Below are 14,513 nucleotides of genomic sequence, written 5' to 3' on the forward strand. Positions count from 1 at the left end.
TAGTTTTAGTTTTTAAGCAATAGGAAGACTGTTGTAGCAAACGACAAAACAGTAATAATGGTAGTAATAGATTCTATACCTGTTTTTCCTGTTCCCCAGGTTTTTTGTTTAAGTGGTTTTACATAAACATAATCATTGGGCTGCAAATAAAAATAAGGTGATTTTATTACATTAACATCTGTTAAATCGATATCATGCATTTGTACACCTGTTGGGGTTTGACGAATTATTGTTACCTCTTTTCTATTTCCTGTAATTGTTATATCGCCGGCATTTGCGATGGCCTCCATAATATTTACATGCTCCTGAAACAATGTTTTAGTTCCTGTACTTCCTACCTCACCATTTATTGTATATCTAAAACCTGCTAATTTTACAGTAACAAAAATATTAGCCTCTTTTTTAAAATATTCTTCCAGTAATTTTTTTTCAATTGTAACACGAACTTCTTCAAGAGTATATCCTATAACATTAATCTCTCCTAAAATTGGCATTCTGATATTACCATGATCATCAACAGTAAATCCGTTAAAATATAATGTTGACTCAGATTTTCCTGCTCCTGCTTCTGTTGTATTAAAGATTGAAACTAATTTAGGATCAATAGCTTTTATATCGACACTTAAAATATCATTTACCTGTAATCTGTAAGGTTTAGATTCTACTGCAGCAATATTATTTTGTTCTGTTGAACTGTTTTTATCCTGCAAATAGGTTAAGTCCTTTACTGGAATACAGGATGTAAACAACACACTAATTAACAGTAATATATAAAAGCCGTTTTTTGTCATTATTAAAATTTTATCGCAAATATAGCTTTTCCTTTAATCTTCAGAAAATCTAACCTTTATTTGGGTTTATTTAATTGTTTTTGAAAGTTTTTTCGAACGGAACGCGATGTAAAATACTTCTTCCGAGTGTAATTTCGTCTGCATATTCTAATTCATCACCCACAGATATACCTCTTGCAATGGTTGAAATTATAATTTCTGATTCTGCAATTTGTTTATAAATGTAAAAATTAGTTGTATCTCCTTCCATTGTAGAGCTTAATGCAAAAATAATCTCGATTACCTTTCCTGCCTTTACTTTTTCGACCAAAGTCGAAATGTTTAACTGACTTGGACCAACGCCTTCTATCGGGGAAATTTTACCACCCAGAACATGATAAATTCCTTTGTACTGACCTGTGTTTTCAATCGCCATTACGTCTCGAATATCCTCGACTACACAAATGGTCTGATGGTTTCGCGCTAAATTTGCACAAATCTCACAAACTTTTGTATCAGAAATATTATGGCAACTTTCGCAAAATTTAATATCCTCACGCATATTTAATAATGCCTGAGATAAAAAGCCTGTTTGTTCTTTTGGCTGTTTTAATAAATGCAACACCAATCGCAATGCCGTACGTTTACCAATTCCTGGTAATTGCGACATTTCATTGACTGCTTTTTCTATTAATTTTGATGAAAATTCCATGACGACAAAAGTAATATTTTTAATGGTTTAGTAGACTTGGAGACAACTAAATTCAATATGATCGAGAATACTTATTATAGATACAAAAGGGTCTTTCTAGCCCAGATGGTAACGGCATCCTTTTGTGGTGGGGTTCACCACAAAAGATATAGTGGACAGCTGGAAATAGCTCCTAAAAAAATTAATATTGATTTGTAGCCAATAGTACCAAAGTACAAGCAACTTCTGCCTTAATATTATTCAATTCTAATAATTGATACAATTCCGGATTTTCGGTTCCAGGATTAAAAACCACACGTTTTGGTTGTGCTTCGATTATATAATTGTAATAATCTCGCTGACGTGCAGGATTTAAATATAAAGTTACTGTATCTATGTTTTTTACCGGAATTGCTTTGGTATGAATTTTTACACCTGCAACTTCTCCTGTATTTTGACCAATTGCTAAAACTGTATGTCCTTTTTCGACTAACATATTTATGGCTCTATAAGCGTAACGATCTGGTTTTGTGGTTGCACCCAGAACTAAAGTTTTTTTATTTTTCATTATTTTTAAATATTTCACAAAAGTAATCAAAAAGTACGAGCTTATTTTAGCTTATTGATTTAGTTACAAGAACAATTAAAATAATATCCTAACAAGAATTTGCTTTCATATCTTAAAAAATAACTATTTTTACTTCATTAACTAAAATTACATGGATTTATTCATTTATCTATTTGCTGCTCTTTTTTCGGTATTAAATCCAATTGGTACAGTGCCCATTTTTGTTGGACTTACGCAACATGATTCTCAGGAAGAGCGTGCCAGAATTTCGCTTTGGACAGCCATAAACGTTTTTATCATTTTACTCGTTTCTTTTTTTATTGGTCAATATGTTCTGAGTTTTTTCGGAATCAGTATTGATGCGCTTCGAATTGCAGGCGGAATTGTAATTGTCAATTCTGGCTTTTCGTTACTTTCCGGTAAAATCAATAAAAAACGAGGAATCAATAAAAAGGTCGAAACAGATGCGCAACAACGTAATGACATTGCATTGACTCCGTTAGCAATACCAATGCTGGCGGGACCGGGATCAATTTCGCTACTTATTGCTTTTTATCAGGAACATCACGGAATAGAAGAAATCATTATATCTTCTCTAGCTATTCTAGCTATTGCAGTTGCTATTTTTGCTATTTTAAAAAGTGCACATTATTTAGCGCGAATACTTGGAGCTTCAGGAATTGTGGCGATTTCCAGAATTGTTGGCTTTATAGTAATTTCTATCGGAATTCAATATATTGTAAGTTCGATTATTAATATAGTTAAAGGAAATTTGATGTAAATCATTCAAAATACTTAAATAAAAAAAATCCAAATTCCAAAAACTGAATATCTCAGTCTGGAATTTGGATTTTTTTTATTTGAATTTTTAAAACTTAACTTCTTGGCAAGAATATTTCAGCCATCATACATCTTGCGCTTCCGCCTCCACAGGCTTCAATCGTATCAAGGCTTGAACTTAAAATTTCGGCATGATTTTCTAATTGAGCAATTTGTTTTGGAGTTAGACTTTGATGTGCCGATGCACTCATAACGATATATTTCTTATCGTTTGTTCCTCTAACTTCTAACATATTGCCTGCAAAATTATTTACCTGAGCTTCGGTAATCAGAATAACTTCTTTTTTATCCGCTTTTAGATTTTCAAGAACCATTTTGCGTTCTTTTTTGTCATCTATAGAATCGGCACAGATAACAGCAAAAGTTTCGCCTAAACACATCATAACATTAGTATGATAGATTAGTTTACGTTCTCCATCGACAGTTTGAAAAGCTTCAAAAATAACAGGAGCATAATCAAAGTCTTCACAGAATTCGATAAATAGTTCTTCATCAGCACGTGGAGATAATGCGCAATAGGCTTTTGCATTAGCACGGTCTAAAAGTAAACTACCGGTTCCTTCAAGGAAAAAACCATCTTCTTCTGCCGATGTGTAATCCATTATATTATTAATCTCAAAACCTTTATCTTCAAGAGTGTCTAAAATATCTTCACGACGTTCGTGGCGACGATTTTCTGCAAACATTGGATAAAGGGCCACATCTCCATTTTCATGAAAGGAAACCCAGTTGTTTGGAAAAATACTATCCGGTGTATCTGTTTCTAATGTATCATCTATCACCGTAACATCAACTCCAACAGCTCTTAATTTTTCAACGAAAGTATCAAATTCCTGCTGTGCTTTTGCATTTACAGTACTTGGCAAAAGTCCGTCTAATACTTTTTGGTAATAATTATTTACAGCAGTTTGCTCATTCATTCTAAAAGCAACTGGCCGAATCATTACTATTGCATTTGTCGTTTGTTTCATCTTTTTTTAGTTTTTCACCATATAAGCTATATAAGTTCATTTAAAAACAAGCCTCTTATCAGCAAAGCTTATATTTTCTTATTTAATTTATATGGTTTAATATATTTTTTTTAATCCCTAATTAATGGCAAAGTTGAACATCTCAATAAACCTTCCTGCTTTGCAATTTCGGCATAAGGAATTTCTTCAACAATAAAACCGTTTGCACGTAGCCAATTGTTTAATCTGGTAAAGTTTTTTTCTGAAACGACAACATTTTCGTCTATAGAAAATACATTAGAAAACATATTATACATTTCGTTTCTTTCGATATGAAATAAGTTTTCTTTCCCAAAAAGATTAACTAAATACATATAATCAGCTTCTTCACGGAAACCTCTTTTATAAATAATTCCCTTATCTTTTCCAACGGGCTGAAAACAACAGTCAAGGTGCAATGCATTATCACGGGCTTCGATTTTAGATTTAACCAAATCGAATTCTTTTACAATTTTATTCGGAAACAATTCTTTAATAAAATTAACACCGTACATATTTGTACGCGCTGTAATATAATCTTTATAGTCACTTCCTTTATAAGTTCCGATAAAAACATGATCGTTCCAAAGCATAACATCACCACCTTCAATATGAACTTCTTCCGGAGGACGAACTACTTTTAAAGGATCTATCTGATCGATTATATATTGAATGGCATCTAACTCGCGCTCTCTATCAGGAAGAATATTTGATTTTACAAATGTATCATCTATAACGAAACCTATATCTCTCGCGAAAATTTGATTGTAATTCTCAATCATTTCAGGACGATATACTTTTACATCATATTTTTGAAATACAGCATTAAAAGCATCCATTTCAGCAACCATATCTTTTTCGACAGGATAAGTTCCCGCTTTAATATGTTCCAAAGATTTAGGATCATAGGCTTCATCTAAAGATGGAGTCGGCCCATTATGAACAGCAGAACCCAAAACTACAGCACGCAGTCTTGACGTTTCGTTCTTTATATTTAATTGCAACATAACTTTATTATATTTTGGCCAAAGATAAAAAAAGCTTCACAGTTAAGTGAAGCTTTAAAATATTTTTATTTGTTCGACTTAAAGTCTCTCAACGGGTGTCCAGTATAAATTTGTCTTGGTCGACCAATTGGTTCTTTATTCTCACGCATTTCTTTCCATTGAGCAATCCATCCTGGTAATCTACCAATAGCAAACATTACTGTAAACATATCTGTAGGAATACCTAAAGCTCTGTATATAATTCCAGAATAGAAATCTACGTTTGGATATAAGTTTCTTGATTTGAAGTAATCATCTTCTAAAGCTGCTGTTTCTAATTTTTTAGCGATCTCTAAAATAGGATCTTCAACTCCTAGAGTTTCCAAAACTTCTTTAGCTGCTTTTTTGATTATTTTAGCTCTTGGATCAAAGTTTTTGTAAACTCTGTGGCCAAATCCCATTAAACGGAATGGATCATTTTTATCTTTCGCTTTCGCTAAAAATTTATCAGTATCCCCACCGTCTTTATTGATTTCTTCTAACATTTCAAGTACTGCTTGATTTGCACCTCCGTGAAGAGGACCCCAAAGTGCAGAAACACCTGCAGAGATAGAAGCAAATAAACCAGCATGAGATGAACCCACCATTCTTACTGTAGATGTAGAACAGTTTTGCTCGTGATCTGCATGAAGAATAAATAATTTATCTAATGCAGCAACAATAACCGGATTAGCTGAGTAAGGTCCTGTAGGCAATTTAAACATTAATTGCATAAAGTTTTCTACGTAACCTTGTGTATTGTCATAGTAGTTTAACGGATAACCCATAGTTTTTCTATAAGTCCAGGTTGCAATTACAAGAAATTTACCCATTGTTTTACAAATGGCTTCGTACATTTCTTTTTCATTTTCAACGTTTACCGCTTTTGGATTAAATGCTGTTAAAGCACTTGTTAAAGCAGAAAGAACTCCCATTGGGTGAGCCGTTTTTGGGAAACCATCAATGATATTTTTCATCTCTTCGTTTACCAAAGTATGTTTTTTAATACCATTTTCAAACTGCTCTAATTGTTGAGCTGTTGGCAATTCACCAAAAATTAAAAGATAAGATACTTCTAAAAAATTAGCTTTTTCAGCTAAATCTTCGATTGAATATCCTCTGTAACGTAAAATTCCTAATTCTCCGTCTAAGAATGTGATTTCACTTTTACAAGAACCAGAATTTTTATATCCAGGATCAAGAGTAATAATACCAGTTAAATCACGTAATTTGTTAATATCGATAGCTGATTCATTTTCGCTTCCTGTAATTACCGGAAGTTCAATTTTTTGACCATCTACTTCTAATGTAGCTATTTTTGACATAATATATCGGAAATAAATCTTTAAAATAATAATTTATCAAATCTAAGGAATTTAAGACTAATTAAAAAAAGAATACTGCTATGAATTTGTTAAAACTCCAAAAAAAAACCATTCGCGTAAACGAATGGTTTAATTTTAATATATAACTCTTACAATTATTTAATCTTGAAAGCGTTTAATCCAGGGAAATAAGCAGTACTTCCTAACTCTTCTTCGATTCTTAATAATTGATTGTATTTTGCCATACGATCAGAACGAGAAGCAGAACCTGTCTTAATTTGACCACAGTTTAAAGCTACTGCTAAATCAGCAATTGTATTATCTTCAGTTTCTCCAGAACGGTGAGACATTACAGATGTATACCCTGCATTTTTAGCCATATTTACAGCTGCAATAGTTTCTGTTAAAGTACCAATTTGGTTTACTTTTACAAGGATTGAATTTGCAATTCCTTTTTCGATTCCAGTTGATAAACGCTCAACATTAGTAACGAACAAATCATCACCTACTAATTGAACTTTGTGTCCAATTTTTTCAGTTAAATATTTCCATCCATTCCAGTCGTCTTCGTACATACCGTCTTCGATAGAGATAATTGGATATTTAGCAGCAAGTTCAGCTAAATAATCAGCTTGCTCTTCTGAAGTTCTGATTTTTCCAGTTTCTCCTTCAAATTTTGTATAATCGTATTTACCGTTTACATAAAATTCAGAAGCAGCACAGTCAAGAGCAATTACAATTTCGTCACCAAAAGTGTATCCTGCTTTTTCAACAGCTAATTTAATAGTATCTAAAGCATCTTCAGTACCACCAGCCAAGTTTGGAGCAAAACCACCCTCGTCACCAACAGCAGTACTTAAACCTCTGTCATGTAATACTTTTTTCAAACTGTGAAAAATTTCAGTTCCCATTTGCATAGCGTGTGAAAATGAAGTCGCTTTTACAGGGAAAATCATAAACTCTTGAAATGCAATAGGAGCATCAGAGTGAGAACCTCCGTTGATGATATTCATCATTGGCACAGGTAATGTATTAGCAGAAACACCACCAACATATCTGTATAAAGGTAATCCAAGTTCGTTTGCAGCAGCTTTTGCAGCAGCCAAAGAAACTCCTAAGATAGCATTAGCTCCTAATTTAGATTTATTAGGCGTACCATCTAAATCAATCATTAATTGATCAATTGTGTTTTGTTCGAAAACAGAAGTTCCAACTAATTCTTCAGCAATAACAGTATTTACATTGTTCACTGCATTCAAAACTCCTTTTCCTAAGAAAGCTTTTCCTCCGTCACGTAATTCAACAGCCTCATGTTCTCCAGTTGATGCTCCAGAAGGAACAGCAGCTCTACCTAAAACTCCATTCTCAGTAATTACATCAACTTCAATAGTAGGATTACCTCTCGAATCAAAAATTTGTCTTGCGTGAACTTTTATTATAATACTCATTATTTTTGTTTTTTATTAATAAATTATAAATATTTTTCGAAATTATAAAAATATTCAATATTAAATACCACATTTAACAATTAAATATCTTTATTTTATTAACTACATCGTTTTAGCAGAAGCCGCTTTTATATTCTCAACAAACTGATCGAATAAATAAGAAGAATCATGCGGTCCAGGACTAGCTTCCGGATGGTATTGTACAGAAAAACAATTCTTATTTTTCATACGCATACCTGCAACAGTTTCGTCATTTAAATGCAAATGTGTAATCTCTAAATCAGGATGATTATCCAACGCTTCTTTATTTACAGCAAAACCATGATTTTGAGAAGTAATCTCACCTTTTCCTGTAATAAGGTTTTTCACTGGGTGATTTATACCCCTGTGACCATTAAACATTTTATAAGTCTGAACACCATTTGCCAAGGCAATTACCTGGTGTCCTAAACAAATTCCGAACAAAGGATTATCATTCGCTAAAATTTCTTTTGCTACTTCAATTGCTCCAAAAAGTGGATCCGGATCTCCAGGACCATTTGACAAAAAGTACCCATCCGGATTAAACTCTGCCAAATCTTTATAAGTTGAATCATAAGGGAAGACTTTAATGTAACAATCTCTCTTTGCAAGGTTTCTTAAGATATTCTTTTTGATACCAAGATCTAAAGCCGAAATTTTGTAAGTCGCATTTTCATCTCCAAAAAAATAAGGCTCAGTAGTAGAAACTTTTGATGCCAACTCTAAACCTTCCATGTTTGGCACATTAGCCAATTCTTTTTTCAAATCTTCAATCGAAGTACCATCTGTACAAATAACAGCATTCATCGCACCATTATCACGAATATAGCTTACTAGCGCTCTGGTATCTACATCAGAAATACAGATTAGATTTTGTTTAATAAAATAATCCTCTAAACTTCCTGAAGAATCTTCTCTCGAATAATTAAAACTAAAGTTTTTACAAACTAATCCTGAAATTTTGATGCTATCTGATTCTATTTCCAAATCGTTAACACCATAATTTCCAATATGAGGATTAGTAGCCACCATAATTTGACCAAAATAAGAAGGATCTGTAAAAATCTCCTGGTATCCTGTCATTCCAGTATTAAAACAAACTTCACCGAAAGTTTTACCGCTGATTCCGATAGATTTTCCGTGAAAAATAGTTCCATCACTTAGTAATAAAATGGCGCTTTGTCGTGTAGTGTATTTCATTATTTAATTTGTATTGTTTCTTTTTTAATTGTTTCATGAAACCTGCGTTGCTGATTTCATTTGTAATTAGATATTTTGCAAATTTACTTCTTTAAAAGAGTGCTTCCAAGATTTTTTAAAAATTTCATTCATAAAATTAAAACCTACGTTTTAAAATAAGTTACATTTTAAACTATTTTAAAAAAATCCAAAAAAAAAGGATAAACTAAAAATTAGCTTATCCTTGATTTCTATAGAATCATTACTTTCATAATTATTCAGAAGCTTCAGTAGTCGATTCTGATTCAGCAGCTGGAGCTTCAGAAGTAGTCTCCTCAGCTTTTTTTGCTTTACCACCACGACGGCTTTTAGCTTTTTTAACTTCTTTTTTACCTCCATTGTAAAGTTCATTGAAATCTACAAGTTCGATCATTGCCATATCAGCATTATCTCCCAAACGATTTCCAACTTTAATGATACGAGTGTATCCACCTGGACGGTCTCCAACTTTAGCAGCTACGTCTCTGAATAAATCAGTTACCGCATATTTACTACGTAAGTAAGCAAAAACAATACGACGATTGTGAGTCGTATCTTCTTTTGATTTTGTGATTAAAGGCTCAACGAATTGTTTAAGCGCTTTAGCTTTAGCAACAGTAGTGTTAATACGTTTGTGCTCAATAAGAGAACAAGCCATATTAGCTAGCATAGCTTTTCTATGTCCAGTCTGTCTGCTTAAGTGATTGAATTTTTTTCCGTGTCTCATTGCTATTTTAAATTTAATCCCGCAAGCGGGATTGAATTATTCTTTATCTAATTTGTATTTAGCTAAGTCCATTCCGAAAGTTAAATTCTTAACAGCTACAAGTTCATCTAGCTCAGTTAAAGATTTTTTACCAAAATTACGGAATTTCATTAGGTCATTTTTATTGAACGATACTAAATCACCAAGTGTATCAACTTCAGCCGCTTTCAAGCAATTTAATGCTCTCACAGATAAATCCATATCAACAAGCTTAGTTTTAAGCAATTGTCTCATATGCAATGACTCTTCATCATACGATTCTGTTTGTGCAATTTCGTCAGCCTCGAGTGTAATTCTTTCGTCAGAAAATAACATGAAGTGGTGAATTAAAACTTTAGCAGCTTCAGTAAGAGCATCTTTTGGATTAATAGATCCATCAGTTTTGATTTCAAAAACTAATTTTTCGTAATCTGTTTTTTGCTCAACACGAAAGTTTTCAATTGCGTATTTTACATTTTTTACCGGAGTAAAAATAGAGTCTGTAAAAATAGTACCAATTGCAGCGTTCTGTTTTTTGTTCTCCTCAGCAGGAACATATCCTCTACCTTTTTCGATTGTTAAATCGAAGTTCAATTTGATTTTAGAATCTAAATTACAGATAACAAGGTCTGGGTTCAGAACTTGGAAACCTGAAATAAATTTTTGAAAATCACCTGCTGTTAATTGATCTTTACCAGAAACAGAAATTGTAACTGCTTCATTATCGATATCTTCAATTTGACGTTTAAAACGTACTTGTTTTAGATTAAGAATAATTTCGGTAACATCTTCAACAACACCTGAAATAGTAGAAAACTCATGATCTACACCTTCGATACGAACAGATGTAATTGCATAACCTTCTAATGCTGAAAGCAAAACTCTTCTAAGTGCATTACCAACTGTCAATCCATAACCAGGTTCTAAAGGTCTAAATTCGAATTTACCTTCAAAATCGGTTGAATCGATCATGATAACTTTATCGGGCTTTTGAAAATTAAATATTGCCATAAATTTCGACTAAGTCAATTATTATTTGTTGTACAACTCTACGATTAATTGTTCTTTAATGTTTTCTGGAATTTGAAGTCTTGCAGGTACAGAAACGAAAGTTCCTTCTTTAAGATCATTGTTCCAAGTAATCCATTCATAAACATGACTTGAATTTGATAAAGAACGTTCGATAGCTTCTAAAGATTTAGATTTTTCACGAACTGCAACTTTATCACCAGGCTTAAGGTGGTAAGAAGCGATATTTACAACTTCACCATTTACAGTAACGTGTCTGTGAGAAACTAATTGTCTAGCACCTCTTCTAGAAGGAGCGATACCCATTCTAAAAACAACGTTATCTAATCTTGCTTCACATAATTGTAAAAGAACTTCACCAGTAACACCTTTAGTAGCTGATGCTTTTTTGAATAAATTTCTGAATTGTTTTTCTAAAATTCCGTAAGAATATTTAGCTTTTTGCTTTTCCATTAACTGAACAGCGTACTCAGATTTTTTTCCTCTTTTTTTAGCCATCCCGTGTTGTCCAGGTGGGTAATTTCTTTTTTCGAAAGATTTATCATCTCCGAAGATTGCTTCGCCAAATTTACGAGCAATTCTAGTTTTTGGACCAGTATATCTTGCCATTTCTAAAAAATTAAATTTAAGGTAGAGATTATGAATTCAGGTCAAATCCTTCGATAATCTATATTCTACCTTGTTTATACTATAAATAAATAAAATTAAACTCTACGTCTTTTTGGAGGACGACATCCGTTGTGAGGCATTGGAGTAACATCGATAATCTCTGTAACTTCAATTCCACCGTTATGAATAGAACGGATAGCAGACTCACGTCCGTTTCCTGGTCCTTTTACATAAACTTTCACTTTTTTAAGTCCAGCCTCAAGAGCTACTTTACTACAATCTTCTGCTGCCATTTGGGCTGCGTATGGAGTATTCTTTTTAGAACCTCTGAAACCCATTTTACCAGCTGAAGACCAAGAAATAACTTCACCTTTTTTGTTTGTCAAAGAAATGATGATGTTATTGAAGGTAGCAGAAATATGAGCTTCTCCCGTTGATTCAACGATAACTTTACGTTTTTTTGCAGTTGCTTTAGCCATATTACTTATTATTTAGTTGCTTTTTTCTTGTTAGCAACAGTTTTTCTTTTACCTTTTCTTGTTCTAGAGTTGTTTTTAGTTCTTTGTCCTCTTAACGGAAGACCAGATCTATGACGAATACCTCTGTAACAACCAATATCCATCAAACGTTTGATGTTTAAAGAAACTTCAGAACGTAATTCTCCTTCAATTTTGTAAAATGAAACAGCATCACGAATCGCTCCGATCTCATCATCATTCCAATCTTGAACTTTTTTGTCTTGGCTAACTTGAGCTTTTTCTAAAATCTCAATAGCTCTACTTCTTCCTAATCCAAAGATATAGGTAAGTGCTATAACACCTCTTTTATTTTTTGGGATATCTACCCCTGCTATTCTTGCCATAATTATCCTTGTCTTTGTTTAAATCTAGGATTCTTTTTGTTTATTACGTACAATCTCCCTTTTCTACGCACAATGATGCACTCGGGACTTCTCTTTTTTACTGATGCTCTAACTTTCATAGTGAATATCCTTTAATATCGATAAGTAATTCTTGCTTTTGACAAATCATAAGGACTCATTTCTAGTTTCACTTTATCACCAGGTAATAACTTGATGTAATGCATACGCATTTTACCAGAAATATGAGCAATTACAATATGTCCATTTTCTAACTCTACACGGAACATCGCATTTGACAATGCTTCGATGATTGATCCGTCTTGTTCTATTGCTGATTGTTTTGCCATATAAAAATTAAGCTACTGCTTTTCTATTTTTACCAGTCTTCATTAAACCATCATAATGTTTGTTTAACAAGTATGAGTTGATTTGTTGAATAGTATCTATTGCAACCCCAACCATAATTATTAACGAGGTACCTCCAAAAAACATTGCCCAAGATTGTTGTACATCCATAATACTTACAACAATAGCTGGGAACACAGCAATCAAAGCAAGGAATAAAGATCCTGGGAAAGTTATTAAAGACATCACTTTATCTAGAAATTCTGAAGTTTCAGCTCCTGGACGAACGCCCGGAATAAAACCACCACTTCTTTTTAAATCGTCAGCCATTTTGTTTGTAGGAACTGTAATCGCAGTATAGAAAAATGTAAATACAATAATTAAAGTTGCAAATACAAAGTTATACCAAAATCCGAACATATTACTAAATGCACCAACAATAGATTGCGATGTGTCTGATTTAGACAATCCAGCTACAGCTGCAGGTATAAACATAATTGCCTGAGCAAAGATGATAGGCATAACCCCAGAAGCATTAAGCTTAAGAGGAATCCATTGTCTATTACCACCTGCCAAATCTTGTTCGTAATCCCCGCTTGTAGTACGACGAGCGTATTGAACAGGAATTCTACGTACTGCCATTGTAAGCAATACACAAGAAATGATCACTAATAACCAAACAATAATTTCAATAACTAACAACATTGGACCACCATTGTTATTGGTAACTCTGGTTGTAAACTCTTGGATAAAAGCTTGCGGTAAACGCGCCAAAATACCAACCATAATCAATAATGAAATTCCATTTCCAATACCTTTATCTGTAATTTTTTCTCCAAGCCACATAGCAAAAATAGTACCAGTAACTAAGATAATAACAGAAGAGAACAAAAATTCAGGTGAATTAAAGCCTAGTAAGAATGCACTACCAGGTAACGTTCTGTATAAATTGTAGATATAAGTTGGACCTTGAACCAGTGTAATAGCTATAGTCAACCAACGAGTGATTTGATTAATCTTTTTTCTACCACTCTCTCCATCGTTTTGAAGTTTTTGCAAATAAGGAATCGCAATTCCCATTAACTGAACAACAATAGATGCAGAAATATAAGGCATAATTCCTAAAGCAAAAACTGAAGCTTTAGAGAAAGCACCTCCTGTAAACATGTCTAGGATAGATCCTAAACCATTTTTAGTTTGTCCCGCTAAACCTGTTAATTGAGTTGCATCAATTCCAGGTAGCGTTACGTGTGCACCAAAACGATATACTAAAAGCAATCCTAATGTAATTAAGATTCTGTTTTTCAGTTCTTCGATTTTCCAAACATTACTTATTGATTCAATAAATTTCTTCATCTTAGTAGATAAGTTATATAGTTACAGCTTCTCCACCAGCAGCTTCAATAGCAGCTTTTGCAGTAGCAGTAAATTTGTGGGCAGTTACTTTTAATTTTGCTTTCAATTCTCCTCTACCTAAAATCTTAACGATTTCATTTTTGGTAGCTAGACGATTTGCTACGAAATCTGTCATTGAAACAGAATCAGTAATCACACCATTGTCTACTAATAATTGAAGCGTATCTAAATTAACACCTTCGTATTCTTTACGATTGATGTTTGTGAAACCAAACTTAGGTACACGTCTTTGAAGTGGCATTTGCCCTCCCTCAAAACCAATCTTTTTAGAATAACCAGAACGAGATTTTGCTCCTTTGTGACCTCTTGCAGAAGTACCACCTTTTCCTGAACCTTCTCCTCTACCTAATCTTTTATTTTGATTGTGTGTTGACCCTTCAGCTGGTTGTAAGTTACTTAAATTCATAACAGTATTTGTTATTTAGCTTCTTCGACAGAAACTAAGTGTTTAACTTTGTTTATCATACCAAGGATAGCAGGATTTGAATCATGCTCTACAACTTGTCCCATTTTACGTAGACCTAAAGCTTCCAAACCTCTTTTTTGAGAAAGAGGACAGTTGATTTTGCTTCTTACTTGTTTTACTAATAATTTAGCCATAATTTCCTTGAA

General features: G+C 33.1%; 19 protein-coding genes. 1 reads left to right on the forward strand and 18 read right to left on the reverse strand.

The genetic code is table 11. From position 1 onward, the window contains the following. Positions 1-5: 5 nt before the first annotated feature. The 3 genes from FLACOL7796_RS14930 to FLACOL7796_RS14940 form a co-directional block, all read right to left on the reverse strand. Positions 6-791 (reverse strand): polysaccharide biosynthesis/export family protein, encoded by a 786-nt coding sequence (locus FLACOL7796_RS14930; protein ID WP_173971564.1) that lies wholly within the window; start codon positions 789-791, stop codon positions 6-8. Positions 792-861: 70 nt separating this feature from the next. Next, positions 862-1,482 carry a recombination mediator RecR gene (gene recR / locus FLACOL7796_RS14935; RefSeq protein ID WP_173971565.1) on the reverse strand — a complete coding sequence of 207 codons (621 nt, stop codon included), beginning with the start codon at positions 1,480-1,482 and terminating at the stop codon, positions 862-864. Positions 1,483-1,663: 181 nt separating this feature from the next. After that, positions 1,664-2,029, reverse strand: a complete 366-nt coding sequence (locus FLACOL7796_RS14940) for a CoA-binding protein (protein ID WP_173971566.1) — start codon at positions 2,027-2,029, stop codon at positions 1,664-1,666. 151 nt (positions 2,030-2,180) lie between these two features. On the opposite strand from FLACOL7796_RS14940, the gene FLACOL7796_RS14945 reads away from it, so the two are divergent. After that, positions 2,181-2,810 (forward strand): MarC family NAAT transporter, encoded by a 630-nt coding sequence (locus FLACOL7796_RS14945; protein ID WP_173971567.1) that lies wholly within the window; start codon positions 2,181-2,183, stop codon positions 2,808-2,810. A gap of 94 nt (positions 2,811-2,904) precedes the next feature. Here the strand turns inward: FLACOL7796_RS14945 and ctlX are convergent, their stop codons facing one another. The 15 genes from ctlX to rpmD form a co-directional block, all read right to left on the reverse strand. Continuing rightward, positions 2,905-3,840 carry a citrulline utilization hydrolase CtlX gene (gene ctlX / locus FLACOL7796_RS14950; RefSeq protein WP_173971568.1) on the reverse strand — a complete coding sequence of 312 codons (936 nt, stop codon included), beginning with the start codon at positions 3,838-3,840 and terminating at the stop codon, positions 2,905-2,907. Between the two features lie 110 nt (positions 3,841-3,950). Continuing rightward, complete coding sequence (locus tag FLACOL7796_RS14955) at positions 3,951-4,865, reverse strand: dimethylarginine dimethylaminohydrolase family protein (RefSeq protein ID WP_173971569.1); 915 nt, start codon at positions 4,863-4,865, stop codon at positions 3,951-3,953. A 65-nt stretch (positions 4,866-4,930) separates the two neighbouring features. Beyond that, entirely contained in the window at positions 4,931-6,208 is a 1,278-nt protein-coding gene (locus FLACOL7796_RS14960) for a citrate synthase (protein ID WP_173971570.1), read from the reverse strand. A 155-nt stretch (positions 6,209-6,363) separates the two neighbouring features. Beyond that, entirely contained in the window at positions 6,364-7,656 is a 1,293-nt protein-coding gene (gene eno, locus FLACOL7796_RS14965) for a phosphopyruvate hydratase (RefSeq protein ID WP_173971571.1), read from the reverse strand. A 102-nt stretch (positions 7,657-7,758) separates the two neighbouring features. Then, on the reverse strand, positions 7,759-8,877 hold the full coding sequence (gene carA / locus FLACOL7796_RS14970; RefSeq protein ID WP_173971572.1) for a glutamine-hydrolyzing carbamoyl-phosphate synthase small subunit: 1,119 nt from the start codon (positions 8,875-8,877) through the stop codon (positions 7,759-7,761). Between the two features lie 253 nt (positions 8,878-9,130). Then, positions 9,131-9,622: a 50S ribosomal protein L17 gene (gene rplQ, locus FLACOL7796_RS14975; protein WP_042565880.1), complete on the reverse strand. Its 492-nt coding sequence runs from the start codon at positions 9,620-9,622 to the stop codon at positions 9,131-9,133. Between the two features lie 36 nt (positions 9,623-9,658). Further along, entirely contained in the window at positions 9,659-10,651 is a 993-nt protein-coding gene (locus FLACOL7796_RS14980; RefSeq protein ID WP_026109818.1) for a DNA-directed RNA polymerase subunit alpha, read from the reverse strand. Positions 10,652-10,672: 21 nt separating this feature from the next. Beyond that, a complete protein-coding gene (gene rpsD / locus FLACOL7796_RS14985) occupies positions 10,673-11,278 on the reverse strand; it encodes a 30S ribosomal protein S4 (protein ID WP_026982953.1) in 606 nt (201 codons plus the stop codon). Positions 11,279-11,373: 95 nt separating this feature from the next. Then, the gene (gene rpsK, locus FLACOL7796_RS14990; protein ID WP_007803677.1) at positions 11,374-11,757 is read right to left on the reverse strand and encodes a 30S ribosomal protein S11; all 384 of its coding nucleotides are present in this window, start codon (positions 11,755-11,757) and stop codon (positions 11,374-11,376) included. An 8-nt stretch (positions 11,758-11,765) separates the two neighbouring features. Further along, positions 11,766-12,140: a 30S ribosomal protein S13 gene (gene rpsM / locus FLACOL7796_RS14995; protein ID WP_007803675.1), complete on the reverse strand. Its 375-nt coding sequence runs from the start codon at positions 12,138-12,140 to the stop codon at positions 11,766-11,768. Between the two features lie 2 nt (positions 12,141-12,142). After that, complete coding sequence (ykgO, locus tag FLACOL7796_RS15000) at positions 12,143-12,259, reverse strand: type B 50S ribosomal protein L36 (protein ID WP_072945378.1); 117 nt, start codon at positions 12,257-12,259, stop codon at positions 12,143-12,145. A 12-nt stretch (positions 12,260-12,271) separates the two neighbouring features. Further along, entirely contained in the window at positions 12,272-12,487 is a 216-nt protein-coding gene (infA, locus tag FLACOL7796_RS15005; protein WP_007136545.1) for a translation initiation factor IF-1, read from the reverse strand. Positions 12,488-12,494: 7 nt separating this feature from the next. Then, positions 12,495-13,841, reverse strand: coding sequence for a preprotein translocase subunit SecY (gene secY / locus FLACOL7796_RS15010; protein ID WP_065450858.1), 1,347 nt, complete (start codon positions 13,839-13,841; stop codon positions 12,495-12,497). A gap of 13 nt (positions 13,842-13,854) precedes the next feature. Continuing rightward, on the reverse strand, positions 13,855-14,307 hold the full coding sequence (gene rplO, locus FLACOL7796_RS15015; RefSeq protein ID WP_017495009.1) for a 50S ribosomal protein L15: 453 nt from the start codon (positions 14,305-14,307) through the stop codon (positions 13,855-13,857). A gap of 11 nt (positions 14,308-14,318) precedes the next feature. Further along, on the reverse strand, positions 14,319-14,501 hold the full coding sequence (gene rpmD / locus FLACOL7796_RS15020; protein WP_017495010.1) for a 50S ribosomal protein L30: 183 nt from the start codon (positions 14,499-14,501) through the stop codon (positions 14,319-14,321). Positions 14,502-14,513: the final 12 nt, after the last annotated feature.

It is taken from the genome of Flavobacterium bizetiae (genome assembly GCF_902804475.1).
Classification (GTDB): Bacteria; Bacteroidota; Bacteroidia; order Flavobacteriales; family Flavobacteriaceae; genus Flavobacterium; species Flavobacterium bizetiae.

Coding starts and splice junctions, on each gene's coding strand:
- FLACOL7796_RS14930 (WP_173971564.1), bottom strand. CDS start 791: ATGACAAAAAACGGCTTTTATATATTACTGTTAATTAGTGTGTTGTTT.
- recR (WP_173971565.1), bottom strand. CDS start 1,482: ATGGAATTTTCATCAAAATTAATAGAAAAAGCAGTCAATGAAATGTCG.
- FLACOL7796_RS14940 (WP_173971566.1), bottom strand. CDS start 2,029: ATGAAAAATAAAAAAACTTTAGTTCTGGGTGCAACCACAAAACCAGAT.
- FLACOL7796_RS14945 (WP_173971567.1), top strand. CDS start 2,181: ATGGATTTATTCATTTATCTATTTGCTGCTCTTTTTTCGGTATTAAAT.
- ctlX (WP_173971568.1), bottom strand. CDS start 3,840: ATGAAACAAACGACAAATGCAATAGTAATGATTCGGCCAGTTGCTTTT.
- FLACOL7796_RS14955 (WP_173971569.1), bottom strand. CDS start 4,865: ATGTTGCAATTAAATATAAAGAACGAAACGTCAAGACTGCGTGCTGTA.
- FLACOL7796_RS14960 (WP_173971570.1), bottom strand. CDS start 6,208: ATGTCAAAAATAGCTACATTAGAAGTAGATGGTCAAAAAATTGAACTT.
- eno (WP_173971571.1), bottom strand. CDS start 7,656: ATGAGTATTATAATAAAAGTTCACGCAAGACAAATTTTTGATTCGAGA.
- carA (WP_173971572.1), bottom strand. CDS start 8,877: ATGAAATACACTACACGACAAAGCGCCATTTTATTACTAAGTGATGGA.
- rplQ (WP_042565880.1), bottom strand. CDS start 9,622: ATGAGACACGGAAAAAAATTCAATCACTTAAGCAGACAGACTGGACAT.
- FLACOL7796_RS14980 (WP_026109818.1), bottom strand. CDS start 10,651: ATGGCAATATTTAATTTTCAAAAGCCCGATAAAGTTATCATGATCGAT.
- rpsD (WP_026982953.1), bottom strand. CDS start 11,278: ATGGCAAGATATACTGGTCCAAAAACTAGAATTGCTCGTAAATTTGGC.
- rpsK (WP_007803677.1), bottom strand. CDS start 11,757: ATGGCTAAAGCAACTGCAAAAAAACGTAAAGTTATCGTTGAATCAACG.
- rpsM (WP_007803675.1), bottom strand. CDS start 12,140: ATGGCAAGAATAGCAGGGGTAGATATCCCAAAAAATAAAAGAGGTGTT.
- ykgO (WP_072945378.1), bottom strand. CDS start 12,259: ATGAAAGTTAGAGCATCAGTAAAAAAGAGAAGTCCCGAGTGCATCATT.
- infA (WP_007136545.1), bottom strand. CDS start 12,487: ATGGCAAAACAATCAGCAATAGAACAAGACGGATCAATCATCGAAGCA.
- secY (WP_065450858.1), bottom strand. CDS start 13,841: ATGAAGAAATTTATTGAATCAATAAGTAATGTTTGGAAAATCGAAGAA.
- rplO (WP_017495009.1), bottom strand. CDS start 14,307: ATGAATTTAAGTAACTTACAACCAGCTGAAGGGTCAACACACAATCAA.
- rpmD (WP_017495010.1), bottom strand. CDS start 14,501: ATGGCTAAATTATTAGTAAAACAAGTAAGAAGCAAAATCAACTGTCCT.